This window comes from Hydrotalea flava (assembly GCF_001623405.1).
Taxonomy (GTDB): domain Bacteria; phylum Bacteroidota; class Bacteroidia; order Chitinophagales; family Chitinophagaceae; genus Hydrotalea; species Hydrotalea flava.
Map to the genome: position 1 here is coordinate 63279 of NZ_LUHG01000100.1, position 12951 is coordinate 76229.

Sequence of the window (12951 nt, forward strand, 5' to 3'; positions counted from 1 at the left end):
ATATTATTTATTTAAAAAATTTAAAACATGCGTGGTGATGTATCCTAATTGTTCTGTATCTAATTCTGTATGCATGGGCAGTGAAATTACCCGTTCGGTAAGCCAGTCAGTAACAGGCAACTGCACTTCCGGCAAACCAAATGTGCTGAACATTTTTTGTTTATGGCCGGGTACAGGGTAATAGATCATGGAAGGAATTTTTTGTTCAGCCAAATAGGCATTCAAAGCATCTCTGTCAGCATTATTCAGTACCAGCGTATATTGATGATAAACATGGTTTGAATACGATGCAATACCCGGCACAGTAATATTTGCATGGTTGGCAAATGCCTGGTTATAAAAAGCAGCAGCCTGATTACGTGCGGCAATATATTCATCCAGGTGTTTTAATTTAACATCTAAAATAGCGGCCTGTATAGCATCTAATCTGGAATTACATCCTACTACATCATGGTAATACCTTACCTTTTGACCATGATTGGCAATTATTTTTAGTTTGTCCGCCAATGTGTCATCGTTGGTAAATATAGCACCCCCATCACCATAAGCACCTAAATTTTTACTGGGATAAAAAGAGGTACATCCAATATGACCAATGGTTCCTGTTTTTACTGTTGTACCATTTGAGAAGGTATAGTTACAACCAATGGCCTGCGCATTATCTTCCACAACAAATAAATGGTGTGCTTCTGCAATGGCCATAATTGCTTCCATATTCGCCGCCTGTCCGTATAAATGCACCGGCACAATTGCTTTGGTTTTTGGAGTAATGGATTTTTCAATAACATTGTGGTCAATACAAAATGTAACAGGATCCACATCAACAAACACCGGCTTTAAACGCAATAAAGCCACCACTTCCGTAGTTGCAATATAGGTAAAGGATGGAGTAATTATTTCATCGCCGGGTTGCAAACCCAATGCCATTAAAGCAATTTGTAACGCATCGGTACCATTGGCGCAAGGAATGGTGTGTTTGGACCCCATATAGGTATTTAAAGAATGGGTAAACCTTTGAACAGCAGGCCCATTAATATATGCAGCACTCTCTAATACCTCCTGAATTCCTTCTTGTATAGCATCTTTAATTTTAAGATACTGGGTTTTGGTATCCACCATTTGAATTGGTTTCATGGGCTCAATTTAAGTGCGGCAAAAGTAAAACAAAATTATAATTGAAAACAGTTTTACATATTTCATGCCATAACTTGTACATTAAATGGTTTAAAAGCGTTTATTTGTACCAACAATTATGTGGCAACTTTTTTTTTATAACCTTTTTTTAAAATTGTATGTGGTTATTGCCAAGCTCATTCAACGTGGCAATAAAAAGGCTGCTTTGTGGTTAACCGGCAGAAAAAATATTTTTGATCAGGTTTCAGCTGCTATACAAAACAATGCTCCACCCAATGTTTGGTTTCATTGCGCCTCATTAGGCGAATTTGAACAGGGAAGGCCATTAATGGAACAGATAAAAACCCAATTTCCTACTTATAAAATTCTGGTTACTTTTTTTTCTCCTTCGGGTTATGAAGCAAAAAAGAATGATGCCATTGCTGATTGGATATTTTATTTACCAATGGATAGTGCTGCCCATGCTGAGCAATGGCTGACCATAACAATGCCTGCTTTGGTGGTATTTGTTAAATATGAATTTTGGTATTATTATTTAACTGCCATCAAAAATAAAAATATCCCTGCCATTTTGGTATCGGGCATTTTTAGAGGCAACCAGCCATTTTTTAAATGGTATGGAGGCCTGCATCGAAACATGCTACATTGCTTTCAACATCTGTTTGTTCAAAATCAGGATTCAAAAAAACTACTCGCTTCTATTGGATTGGACAATAAAACCACTGTTGCCGGAGATACCAGATTTGACCGTGTTACTAATATTGCCCTTGAGCCTTATCAAAATGCATTGATTGAACAATTTATTCAAAACAGGCAGGTAATTGTTGCCGGCAGTACATGGACAGAAGATGATGAAGCCTTAGATCATTTTGCCAATACACACCCGGAATTGTGTTTTATTATAGCCCCACATGAAATTGATGAAGATAGAATTGCCGAATGCAAAGCACTATATAAAAATAATATTTGTTACTCCGGTTTACATGCAGGTATCGATTTTTCAGGATGCAACGTTTTAATCATTGATAATATTGGTATGTTAAGCCGATTGTACCGATACGCCACTATATGCTATGTAGGAGGTGGATTTGGGGAAGATGGGGTACATAATATTTTAGAAGCCGCCGTTTATGGCAAACCTGTTGTTTTTGGCCCCGTTTACGATAAGTTTTTTGAAGCAACAGCCTTGGTTGAATTAGGTGGAGCCTTTAGCATAGATGATGCTTTGATGCTTGAACAAGAATTTAAAAAATTATTGAATGAAGCGGAGCTATATTCAAATGCCTGTAAAATTTCCGGAAATTATGTACAACAGCATGCTGGTTCAACCAGAGGTATTGTAAAATATATTCAGGAAAATCTTCTTTTAATCAATTGATAAAAAGTGGCAATTGTTTCATTCTCATCCTGCCAGCCTAATTTCAGTTTTAGTTCTTTTTCCATCCAAAATGAAGCTTCCGGAAAAGATGCAAAACCATTAATGGTTTTAATACTCCTTTCAAACATGGTTTCATCTCCATGAAACAATTCATTCACAAAAAGATAGCGATCGTTAATGCCAATGGCTTTGCGTAAATCTTTTATGGGTGCTTCCTGTAAGGTGGCTGCTAATTCTTTCTTTTCTGTTTTTAATTTTTCGTTCAGGCTTTTATCGCCTTCCATTCCTTCCATAAATTCGGAGGCGGGTTTGTTAGGATGCGGAATGAATGTTGGCTTTTGGAATAGATTTGCTATGTAGGGATTCGATGTATCCTTATTATCCTCTAAAATTTTCTTTTCCGGAATGGGCATAGCTTGTTCTGAAGCAGGAAAATGAAATGGCATCACCACCGATACATGATTACCCACAGGCGCATGATGATGATCCTGCTGCAAGGCTGCCAGCAACAATTGAACAGTGGCTAATAAAGCAGCCGATGACTCTTTTTTTGCCCATTGCTCATTTAATTTGTTGATAAGAGTATCCACTCTTTCCATAGGATGTAATACATTTGATGTTTGAAAATACGGTTAAAGTTAATAAGCTTTTACCAATTAACCCTTTTTAAAAAATGTTTATAGAACCACACATTAAAGGCGATAAAATTGGTTGGATTGAAGTGATATGCGGCAGTATGTTTAGCGGAAAAACAGAAGAACTGATTAGAAGATTGAAAAGAGCCAAAATTGCTAATTTGAAAGTTGAAATTTTTAAACCTGCAATTGATATAAGATACGATGATAATGATGTGGTAAGTCATGATGCCAATGCCATTGCATCTACACCCATAGAAAATTCGCAAACCATATTGCTTTTGGCTCAGGATGTTGACGTAGTGGGAGTTGACGAAGCACAATTTTTTGATGATGAAATTGGAGATGTATGTGAAAAATTGGCTTTAAGGGGTATACGCGTTATTGTTGCAGGATTAGATATGGATTATTTAGGCAACCCATTTGGACAAATGCCCAATTTGTTAGCACGAGCAGATTACATTACCAAACTACATGCCATTTGTGTAGTATGTGGCAATATCGCGAACATATCGCATAGAAAAACAGAACAGTCTGGCCAGGTTTTATTGGGCGAAAAAGATATTTATGAACCCAGATGCAGGAAATGCCATCAAATTAAACCCTGATGAACAAGCAGCACATTATTGCCCTAATTAAAAAAGATATATTGCTCGAAACCCGACAGCAATATACCTTCTACGGTATTTTACTGTATGTGGCTTCTACTATTTTTGTAGTGTATTTAAGTATGGGGCAACCGGAAGATCGGGTTTGGAATGCTTTATTTTGGGTAGTGCAATTATTTATATGCATTAATGCTGTAGCCAAAAGTTTTTTAGCTGAAAGCAGGGGTAGAATGTTGTATTTTTATTCAATTGCAGGTGCCGGCGATTTTATGATCGCAAAACTGGTGTTTAATGCCATACTCATGTTATTGATGAGCCTTGTTAGTTTGGCTGTATTTACCTTGCTATTGGGTAATCCGCTTGAAAATATGATAGCCTTTGTGGGCATTAGTATGTTAGGCGGGCTTAGCCTTAGTTTGGTATTTACATTTTTAGCAGCCATTGCCGCCAAAGCAGAGCAACAGGCTGCATTAATGGCCATCATGGGGTTTCCGCTCATTATACCGCAATTGTTGCTACTCATTAAAATTGCAGCCATTGGCTTTTCCTCTGTTGTTCAGGGTGGCCTCTGGCAAATGGTAGGTTTAATGATTGGCCTCGATGCAATGGTGGCAATTCTGGCATTTATTTTATTTCCTTTTTTATGGAAAGATTAAAAACGCAAGTGCCTTACCGTTAATCCGTTATTTTTAAGCTGCAACAATGAATCAATTCCGATTTTTAGATGTCGGTCTACAAATTTGCTGGTAACTTTTTTATCGCTTGCTTCTGTTTTTACTCCTTCAGGAATCATAGGAGAATCGCTTACCAACAATAATGCACCTGTAGGTATATGGTTATAAAAACCAACAGTAAATATAGTTGCTGTTTCCATATCAATAGCATAAGCACGAACCTTGGTAAGGTAGGCTTTAAACTCATCGTCATGTTCCCAAACCCTTCTGTTGGTAGTGTAAACAGTTCCTGTCCAATAATCAACTTTATTATCACGAATGGTGGTTGAAATAGCTTTTTGCAAAGCAAATGCCGGCAGTGCAGGCACTTCAGGTGGAAAATAATCGTTAGAAGTACCTTCCCCGCGAAGGGCAGCAATGGGTAAAATTAAATCACCAATTTTATTACGTTTTTTTAAGCCACCGCATTTTCCTAAAAACAATACTGCTTTGGGTTCAATGGCTGAAAGTAAATCCATAATCGTGGCTGCACCCGGGCTCCCCATCCCAAAATTAATAATCGTAATATCATTCGCTGTTGCACATTGAAAAGAACGATCTTTTCCTACTACATTTACTCTATTCCATTCTGCAAATTTTTCAACATAGTTATTGAAATTGGTTAGCAAAATGTACTCCCCAAAGTTTTCTAATTTTTCTCCTGTATAACGGGGTAACCAGTTTTTTACAATTTCAGATTTTGTTTTCATAATTTCTTAATATATATTATTTAAATACACAATCGTTACATCATTCCAATTTCAAAAACCGCGGGTAAATGATTTCATTTCAAAAATTTCCGATAGTTTAACTGGTAAATGTAGCTTTTTTTGCTAAAAAGTTGCACACATTCATTAAAAAAATATCACAACGTATATTTACAAACTATTTCAAAAAAATTGAGCTGACAAAAACCAGCTTCAAATCATGATTCAAATACAGTACCCTCAATCGGATTTTAGTATTAAAGAACAAGGTGATAAAGCTTTTATTTTTGATACCATCAGAAAAATTTGGGTAACACTTACACCTGAAGAGTGGGTAAGGCAAAATTTTTTAAACTATCTGGTAAAAGAAAAAAAATATCCTGCATCGCTCATTGCAATAGAACAGGAAATATGGTTAACCGATAAAAAGAAAAGATTTGATATTGCTATTTATAAAAACAATGTACCCTGGATGCTGATAGAATGTAAGGAGATGAAGGTATCCTTATCCACTTCAATTATTGACCAGATTTTATCATACCAACAAATATTAAAAACCGATTATCTGGTAATAACAAATGGGAACCAAAGTTTTTGTTGGGATACCATGAATGGAAAAGCCCTGGATGATTTACCCGAATATCATTCATGACGGCTGTTGATACTAACCATAATCCGACCATTTTTATCTATCCGGAATGGCAAAGAACGGATCAGCAGCTCCCCCCCATTTTGCAACGCACTAAAATCTGAAATTGTTTTATCAGTGAAATGCAAACTTCCACCGGTTTTATAGGCAATGGTTACATAATCAGGATGCACGCCAATTGTACCACCGCAAATCATAATGTTTACTGGCTTTTTTATTTCTTGTACCAGTTCAATATCTCTTACAGGCGCCCAGTTATCAGCTATTAAAATAACTTCTTTACAATCTGCACAACGCGCTATAGATTGAATGAGCGCCTCACAAACATTTTCGGGTGTATCGCCTCCTGAACCCTTTTGCATGGCAGTTTCCATCAATGCAGCAGCATTTTTAATATTGCTATACGGTTGCATATAAATACCGCCGGTATGCCCCATTACTTTTCGCGCTGTAGGCATATCATCTCCATCATTAAAACAGGAAAACTGTTTAATGGAATGCATCGTATCTGTTTGTTGTAACCAATGCAACAGTTGTATCGTATACAACGACATACTGGCCGTAACATCTACCACCAATAATGCCTGTTTGAATGATTGTTGCCGCAGGTTATGCAATAATGTTGTGTCTGGTAACGGTAATGACTTGGCGATTACAACTGATTGATGCAGCTGATCATCCGGCCATTCACGGGGTGGACCTAATAAACAATACAATTGTGTTGCTTTTTGAAACTTTTGTTGTTGTTGCCGGGTAAGCATTCTTTTTTGCATGGCAGCCTCGAAAGGCATTTGCACAATTGAATCGGATGGTACAATTGAAGTAAAAACAGTATCAGCAATTTGCAATACCGGCCTGTTTTTGATATAGAATACAGATGCGGTGGATGCTGATGAACCATAAATTACATCCCAATACCTGATTTTTTTAGCCGGTTCAGGTGCATTGGAAGCAGTTTGCAGAACCGGATGATATGATAATTGCCGGAGTGCAGTTGCTGTTTGTTTTACCAGGGTTAATTCTTTTTGAACCGAGGCAAGTGTAGGAAAGGAACGATAATGAATTACGAATCCGTGCATCAATTGTTCTGAAGTGATGGCATCCTTTCCATTGGTTTGGCGAATCATTCTCCATTGTGTAAAAGATTGATCATGAATAAAGGGAATAAGTTGTAGCAATGATTTGAACCGAGCACCATTGAGTGATGTTAATGTATTGGCTGCAGGATAATCAGTAAATACCAAATCAACCGATAAAATATCTGCATGTTGTAAATAAAAGACACCGGCAGTATCAACAAAATCAGATTTGGCAAAAGGCATGGGTAAATACAAAACAGAAGTACTGACTGTATCTATCTGATAAACGGGAATTTTAATGACCTCACTACTTAAAATATTATTGATCCATTTGGGCGGTTGTGCTTCAAGGCAAACAGGAATGAGCAGGAATATAGCAATAAGGTTTCTCATATCATCAATGAATCAACAGTTAAATTAATGAATTCATTTGGTATCATCAATTTTTGTACACCGAAAAAAAAGCCGTTGCAAAAGCAACGGCAATATTATTCAGCATAGTACATGAAGCAGATTATGGGAAAATTCCCAGTTCATTATATGAAATGGCTACTTTATTAATAGCACAAACATACGCTGCAGTACGCATATCAGGAATTTCAGGATTTTTATCCCAAATCTCAATAATTTCCTGTGTAGCAGTAATCATGGTTTCTTCCAATCCGCTATGCACTAAATCAACCTCTTCGGCACCATGCATAATAAATTTTCTTTCTGCATCAGAAACAGTTTTTCCGGTTAATGATTCCATTTGTGTTAAAATATGGCTATTCATATTTTCAGTAAACCTTTTTTCCAAACGGCCATAACGCACATGTGAAAGGTTTTTAAGCCACTCAAAATAAGACACCGTTACACCACCGGCATTTAAGTACATATCAGGCACAATTAAAGTGCCTTTTTTGTTTAAAATAGCATCGGCCTCCGGTGTTAATGGACCGTTGGCAGCTTCTCCAATAATTTTTGCTTTGATGCGGTCTGCATTATTGCCATTAATTACATTCTCCAATGCTGCAGGTATCAAAATATCACATTCTAATTCCAATGCATCAGTACTTTTTACAATATTTGTTGCACCGGGGAAATTTAAAATTGAACCGGTTGATTTTCGATGCTGAAATACTGCTTCCTCATTCAAACCGTTGAGGTTAAATATAGCACCTTCATATTCAGCAATGGCAATAACGATTGAACCATGCTCTCTGAAAAATTTTGCAGAGTGATAGCCCACATTACCCAAACCCTGCACTACTACTCTCTTTCCTTCAACACCGGGAGTAAGGCCTAATTTTTTCATTCTGTCGGCCATATTGCATACTTCGCGAACACCATAAAATACACCCAATCCGGTGGCTTCTTTTCTGCCCCGAACCCCACCCTGCGATACGGGTTTTCCGGTAACACAACCGGCAGCATCAATTTCGCCGGGCTTTAATGAAGCATAGGTATCTACAATCCAGGCCATCTCTCTTTCTCCTGTTCCATAATCGGGTGCCGGAACATCTATGCCGGGGCCAATAAAATTTTTCTTTACCAATTCACTGGTATAACGGCGGGTAATTTTTTCTAACTCATAAGTGCTGTAATTTCTGGGATTAATTTTAATTCCGCCTTTGGCTCCACCAAAAGGCACATTTACAATGGCGCATTTATAAGTCATTAAACTGGCCAAAGCCATTACCTCGTCCTGATCAACTGCTTCACTGAAGCGAATACCCCCTTTACATGGTGATTTATGCTGACTGTGTTGTACCCGATAGGCTTCAATTACTTCTATCCTGCCGTCATCCATTTTAACAGGAAAACGCATTCTATATACACTGTTACAGGCTTTGATTTGTTCTAACAAACCTTTATCCCATTTGGTAAATTCTGCTGCTTTATCAAAACTGCGTTCTACGTTATGAAAAAAGCTGTACTGTTCATTTGACATAATCAATCGTTTTTAAATGTTATGTATCGTAGTAAATCGTTTATGCTAGTGAAGATAAAATTGTGTGTATTTTTAATAATGAAGTGGGAGAAATAGGATGTTCTACTTTTTTTCAATGCGCCTGATTTGACGATCTAATGCAATCAGGTAAATGAATAAGCCCAGCACAATTACCACTACCACTGCCATTACTACATAAATTTTTCCATTACTTTTCATGATGCTGCCATCATCTGGCGTATTGGTTTGTGCCATCAGTACATTATTCAATAAGAATAAGCATACTGCCATCATCCAAAATTTTATTTTTTTTATCATTATGCTATGGCTTTTTCTTTAATAAATTGTAACCGAATACGCAAGGTGGTTATCCAAACACCTAAAAGTGACCAGCCAATAACAGCGGGCCAAAACACCAAACGCATGGAAGCGTCTAAATCATTCCCATTCAATGCCGGGTTACCATCACTACCCAATCCACCCGGATGCAAACTTTCTACTAATCTGGGTAATATCCAGATAGAGGGATATAGCATAAAAAATGCAAATATATTATAAACACCACCTACTCTGGCTTTTTTCTCATCATCATTCAACGAACCTCTTAAAACAAAATAAGCCAAATAAATGAGTAAAGCAATAGCAGCCCCATTTTGTTTGGCATCGCCACTCCAGGCAGCACCCCATTGGTATTTGGCCCAAATGGCACCTGTAATTAAGCCCAAAATGCCAAAAACTATTCCGGTACGGGCATATTCTAATGAATAGGTATCATACTTTTTAAGCGGATTACGTAAATATTTTATGGCATATATAAAGGATACCAAGAATAAAATATTCATCCCAAACCACATGGGCACATGAAAAAATAAATTACGGATGCTTTGTTGTAAAGGAACACCGGGTGGCGTAGGCACTCTTACTAAAAACCCCATAAAACAGGTGTACATTAATAACAAGAAACTCAATATCTTCCACCAAGCTGATTTTATCATAACAAAAATGGGCTGTGCCAAAACTTTAGTTTCGCAAAATTAGGGCATTGTATGCCATGAAATGCATACATGTTATAAAATTTACGCAAAGATTAACCAGTGATGCAATTGTTAAACAACATTTAAACAATGTTTGAAATTATTAGAGATTCTATGCAGAAAAATGGTTTAATTAGCACTATGTCTAAACCTTTGTTAGAAATCAATCAACTATCAGTTGATTTTGTTCAAAATAAAAACATTACTACTGCTATTGAAAACATTCAGTTCACAATATCGCGGGGCGAATGGGTGGCCATTGTGGGAGAAAGCGGTAGTGGCAAATCTGTTACCGCCCTGTCAGTACTACGTTTAATTGCAAGCCCTCCTGCTTTTTACAAAAACGGGAGTATTGTTTACAATAACAAGGAAGAAACGATTGATTTGCTTACTACCGGAATGCAACAAATACGCAACATCAGAGGTCAAAAAATTGCCATGATTTTTCAAGAACCCATGTCATCGCTGAATCCCATCATGACTTGTGGCAAGCAGGTAACAGAAGCTATAAAAGCTCATTTGTCAATGGGAAAAAAAGCAGCTAAACAAAAAGCGCTGGCCTTATTTCAACAGGTACAATTACCCGATCCGGAACGTTTATTTTATAAATACCCACATGAACTAAGTGGCGGCCAAAAACAAAGAGTGATGATTGCCATGGCCATGAGTTGCCAGCCCGACCTGTTGATCTGCGATGAACCTATCACAGCTCTGGATGCTACCGTTCAAAAAATTTTGCTCAATTTATTACAGCAACTACAAAGAACCCATCAAATGGCACTCCTGTTCATTAGCCACGATTTAGGGGTAGTGAAAAAATATGCACAAAAAGTATTGGTGATGTATAAAGGAAAAATTGTTGAAAGCAATACCAACGATGTTATTTTTAGTCATCCTGCGCATCCTTATACAAAAGCCTTGTTAACCTGCCGCCCATCCATGTACCATCATGGGCAACATTTACCGCTGGTTCAGGATTTAATGGAAAAATTAATAGACGGGAGTATCATTGCAAAAACATATCATCCACCGGCTTTAAAATATTCATCAACAATTGCACCTATCAGTAAAACCCCAATTTTGCAGGTACAACAGCTGAATATTCGTTTTCCTATTAAAAGAAATATGGCAGGCACCCCAATTGCCTTCCAAAACATATTGCACAATATTCATTTTGAAGTGTATACAGGTGAAATTTTGGGTGTGGCAGGTGAAAGTGGATGTGGCAAAAGCACATTGGCAAAAGCCATCATGCAAATTATACCTGTTGAATTTGGTTCCATTCACTTTAATGGAATGAATTTATCTGCCTTATCTTCTACAAATAAGCACTGGCGCAAAGAAATACAAATGGTTTTTCAGGACCCTTATACCTCATTAAACAGCCGCCAAACCATTGGAGAAACTATTGCCGAACCAATGAAAGTACACGGGTTGTTTGCAACGCCATCTGAAAAGAAAGAACATGTGTTGGCTTTGCTGGAGAAAGTAAAACTCAATCCCAATTATTATAGCCGTTATCCTAAAGAACTCAGTGGTGGTCAAAGACAAAGAGTGGTGATTGCACGAGCTTTGGCAGTACATCCAAGCCTCATTATTTTCGATGAGAGTGTAGCAGCATTGGATGTAAGTGTGCAGGCACATATTTTAAATTTAATCAATGATTTAAAAAATGAATTCAATTATACAGGTATCTTTATTTCGCACGATATGGGTGTTGTAAAATATATCAGCGACAGAATAATGGTAATGAATAAAGGCAGAATAGAAGAAATAGGTACTACAGAACAAATTTTCCATCATCCGGCAAGCGCTTATACCCAAACCCTAATCAATGCCATGCTGTAATATATTTGCATGATTTACTTTGTAAGTATAGCGAATAAGCTTAACTTTGCACCCTTCAAAAAAATTCATGCCGTAACATGAAGCGAGTCGCCCCGTAAGGCGGCGGCAAACTGAATGTGGCTATCATTTCAAAAAAAAGATTAGACACATGAAATTATCTCAATTTCGATTCGATTTACCGTTAAATCTAATTGCACAAAACCCCACAAAAAGAAGAGAAGACAGCCGTATGATGGTGGTTGATCGTAAAACCGGCAACATGGAAAACAAACATTTCCGAGACATATTGGAATATTTTGACGATAAGGATGTGTTTGTAGTGAACAATACCAAGGTTTTTCCAGCAAGAATGTATGGCAGAAAAGAAAAAACCGGCGCAAAAATTGAAGTTTTCCTGTTAAGAGAACTCAATAAACCCAACAGGTTATGGGATGTTATTGTAGATCCAGCCCGTAAAATTAGAGTAGGTAATAAATTGTATTTTGGTGATAATGAAGAATTGGTGGCAGAAGTAATTGATAACACCACCAGCCGTGGCCGTACCATTCGTTTTTTGTGGGAAGGAGATGACGCCAGTTTTAAAGAAATGCTGGAAACACTCGGTGAAACACCCTTACCCAAATACATTAAACGCAAACCCGATGAAGAAGATAAAGAGCGCTACCAAACCGTTTATGCAAAATATGAAGGTGCTGTAGCAGCCCCCACTGCAGGTTTGCATTTTAGTAAAGAGTTAATTAAACGCTGCGAAATTCAAGGTATCCGTTTTGCGGAAGTTACACTGCATACCGGCTTAGGTACTTTTAGGCCCATTGAAGTAGAAGATTTAAGTAAACACAAAATGGATGCAGAATACTATCAAATTACAGAAGAAGCCTGCCGCATTGTGAATACGGCCAAACAAACCGGCCATCGCATCTGCTCAATTGGTACCACTACCATGCGTGCTATGGAAAGTAGTTTTACTGCACAAAAATTATTAAAGCCCAGTGAAGGTTGGACCAATCATTTTATACATCCTCCCTATGAATTTAGTGTGGCAGACAGTTTGGTAACCAATTTTCATTTACCCAAAACTAGTTTGTTAATTATGACTTGTGCATTTGCGGGTTATGACTTAACCATGGAGGCTTATAAAAAAGCAATAAAAGATAAATATCGTTTCTTCAGCTATGGTGATGCTTTACTGATTATTTAAGCATCACAACAAAATCTAAAACTAAAAAAGACTGC

13 protein-coding genes are annotated in these 12951 nt (G+C 37.4%); 6 read left to right on the plus strand and 7 right to left on the minus strand.

The genetic code is table 11. The annotated features are described in order from the left end of the window. Nucleotides 1-3 precede the first annotated feature (3 nt). The gene (locus tag A0F92_RS12380; protein ID WP_068246591.1) at nucleotides 4-1134 is read right to left on the minus strand and encodes a DegT/DnrJ/EryC1/StrS family aminotransferase; all 1131 of its coding nucleotides are present in this window, start codon (nucleotides 1132-1134) and stop codon (nucleotides 4-6) included. A gap of 118 nt (nucleotides 1135-1252) precedes the next feature. On the opposite strand from A0F92_RS12380, the gene A0F92_RS12385 reads away from it, so the two are divergent. After that, nucleotides 1253-2512: a 3-deoxy-D-manno-octulosonic acid transferase gene (locus A0F92_RS12385; protein WP_068246594.1), complete on the plus strand. Its 1260-nt coding sequence runs from the start codon at nucleotides 1253-1255 to the stop codon at nucleotides 2510-2512. Here the strand turns inward: A0F92_RS12385 and A0F92_RS12390 are convergent. Then, entirely contained in the window at nucleotides 2485-3111 is a 627-nt protein-coding gene (locus tag A0F92_RS12390; RefSeq protein ID WP_068246598.1) for a hypothetical protein, read from the minus strand. The two genes, A0F92_RS12385 and A0F92_RS12390, sit on opposite strands and share 28 nt — an antisense overlap. Nucleotides 3112-3185: 74 nt before the next feature. Between A0F92_RS12390 and A0F92_RS12395 the strand changes: the two genes are divergently transcribed. Both A0F92_RS12395 and A0F92_RS12400 read left to right on the plus strand, forming a co-directional pair. Beyond that, the gene (locus A0F92_RS12395; protein WP_068246602.1) at nucleotides 3186-3755 is read left to right on the plus strand and encodes a thymidine kinase; all 570 of its coding nucleotides are present in this window, start codon (nucleotides 3186-3188) and stop codon (nucleotides 3753-3755) included. After that, nucleotides 3755-4411 carry a heme exporter protein CcmB gene (locus tag A0F92_RS12400; protein ID WP_068246606.1) on the plus strand — a complete coding sequence of 219 codons (657 nt, stop codon included), beginning with the start codon at nucleotides 3755-3757 and terminating at the stop codon, nucleotides 4409-4411. Before A0F92_RS12395 ends, A0F92_RS12400 begins: the two co-directional genes overlap by 1 nt. Here the strand turns inward: A0F92_RS12400 and A0F92_RS12405 are convergent. After that, entirely contained in the window at nucleotides 4408-5178 is a 771-nt protein-coding gene (locus A0F92_RS12405; RefSeq protein ID WP_068246609.1) for an AMP nucleosidase, read from the minus strand. The genes A0F92_RS12400 and A0F92_RS12405 overlap by 4 nt on opposite strands. 217 nt (nucleotides 5179-5395) lie before the next feature. On the opposite strand from A0F92_RS12405, the gene A0F92_RS12410 reads away from it, so the two are divergent. Then, nucleotides 5396-5827, plus strand: a complete 432-nt coding sequence (locus A0F92_RS12410; protein ID WP_068246612.1) for a type I restriction enzyme HsdR N-terminal domain-containing protein — start codon at nucleotides 5396-5398, stop codon at nucleotides 5825-5827. On the opposite strand, the gene A0F92_RS12415 is transcribed toward A0F92_RS12410, so the two are convergent. From A0F92_RS12415 to ccsA, 4 genes are all read right to left on the minus strand, one after another. Further along, nucleotides 5818-7296, minus strand: coding sequence for a hypothetical protein (locus A0F92_RS12415; protein WP_068246615.1), 1479 nt, complete (start codon nucleotides 7294-7296; stop codon nucleotides 5818-5820). The two genes, A0F92_RS12410 and A0F92_RS12415, sit on opposite strands and share 10 nt — an antisense overlap. A gap of 121 nt (nucleotides 7297-7417) precedes the next feature. After that, on the minus strand, nucleotides 7418-8836 hold the full coding sequence (locus A0F92_RS12420) for a Glu/Leu/Phe/Val family dehydrogenase (RefSeq protein ID WP_068246618.1): 1419 nt from the start codon (nucleotides 8834-8836) through the stop codon (nucleotides 7418-7420). Nucleotides 8837-8938: 102 nt separating this feature from the next. Continuing rightward, nucleotides 8939-9154, minus strand: coding sequence for a CcmD family protein (locus tag A0F92_RS12425; protein WP_068246621.1), 216 nt, complete (start codon nucleotides 9152-9154; stop codon nucleotides 8939-8941). Continuing rightward, complete coding sequence (gene ccsA / locus A0F92_RS12430; RefSeq protein ID WP_253810432.1) at nucleotides 9154-9831, minus strand: cytochrome c biogenesis protein CcsA; 678 nt, start codon at nucleotides 9829-9831, stop codon at nucleotides 9154-9156. The genes A0F92_RS12425 and ccsA overlap by 1 nt, the downstream gene beginning before the upstream one ends. 129 nt (nucleotides 9832-9960) lie before the next feature. Between ccsA and A0F92_RS12435 the strand changes: the two genes are divergently transcribed. Then, nucleotides 9961-11718, plus strand: coding sequence for a dipeptide ABC transporter ATP-binding protein (locus A0F92_RS12435; RefSeq protein ID WP_253810434.1), 1758 nt, complete (start codon nucleotides 9961-9963; stop codon nucleotides 11716-11718). Between the two features lie 148 nt (nucleotides 11719-11866). Next, the gene (gene queA / locus A0F92_RS12440) at nucleotides 11867-12916 is read left to right on the plus strand and encodes a tRNA preQ1(34) S-adenosylmethionine ribosyltransferase-isomerase QueA (protein ID WP_068246625.1); all 1050 of its coding nucleotides are present in this window, start codon (nucleotides 11867-11869) and stop codon (nucleotides 12914-12916) included. Nucleotides 12917-12951: the final 35 nt, after the last annotated feature.

What these genes read in the sequence shown, in the direction of transcription:
- A0F92_RS12420 (WP_068246618.1), bottom strand. Translation starts at nt 8,836, where the DNA reads ATGTCAAATGAACAGTACAGCTTTTTTCATAACGTAGAACGCAGTTTT.
- ccsA (WP_253810432.1), bottom strand. Translation starts at nt 9,831, where the DNA reads ATGATAAAATCAGCTTGGTGGAAGATATTGAGTTTCTTGTTATTAATG.
- queA (WP_068246625.1), top strand. Translation starts at nt 11,867, where the DNA reads ATGAAATTATCTCAATTTCGATTCGATTTACCGTTAAATCTAATTGCA.
- A0F92_RS12405 (WP_068246609.1), bottom strand. Translation starts at nt 5,178, where the DNA reads ATGAAAACAAAATCTGAAATTGTAAAAAACTGGTTACCCCGTTATACA.
- A0F92_RS12400 (WP_068246606.1), top strand. Translation starts at nt 3,755, where the DNA reads ATGAACAAGCAGCACATTATTGCCCTAATTAAAAAAGATATATTGCTC.
- A0F92_RS12380 (WP_068246591.1), bottom strand. Translation starts at nt 1,134, where the DNA reads ATGAAACCAATTCAAATGGTGGATACCAAAACCCAGTATCTTAAAATT.
- A0F92_RS12425 (WP_068246621.1), bottom strand. Translation starts at nt 9,154, where the DNA reads ATGATAAAAAAAATAAAATTTTGGATGATGGCAGTATGCTTATTCTTA.
- A0F92_RS12395 (WP_068246602.1), top strand. Translation starts at nt 3,186, where the DNA reads ATGTTTATAGAACCACACATTAAAGGCGATAAAATTGGTTGGATTGAA.
- A0F92_RS12390 (WP_068246598.1), bottom strand. Translation starts at nt 3,111, where the DNA reads ATGGAAAGAGTGGATACTCTTATCAACAAATTAAATGAGCAATGGGCA.
- A0F92_RS12415 (WP_068246615.1), bottom strand. Translation starts at nt 7,296, where the DNA reads ATGAGAAACCTTATTGCTATATTCCTGCTCATTCCTGTTTGCCTTGAA.
- A0F92_RS12435 (WP_253810434.1), top strand. Translation starts at nt 9,961, where the DNA reads ATGTTTGAAATTATTAGAGATTCTATGCAGAAAAATGGTTTAATTAGC.
- A0F92_RS12410 (WP_068246612.1), top strand. Translation starts at nt 5,396, where the DNA reads ATGATTCAAATACAGTACCCTCAATCGGATTTTAGTATTAAAGAACAA.
- A0F92_RS12385 (WP_068246594.1), top strand. Translation starts at nt 1,253, where the DNA reads ATGTGGCAACTTTTTTTTTATAACCTTTTTTTAAAATTGTATGTGGTT.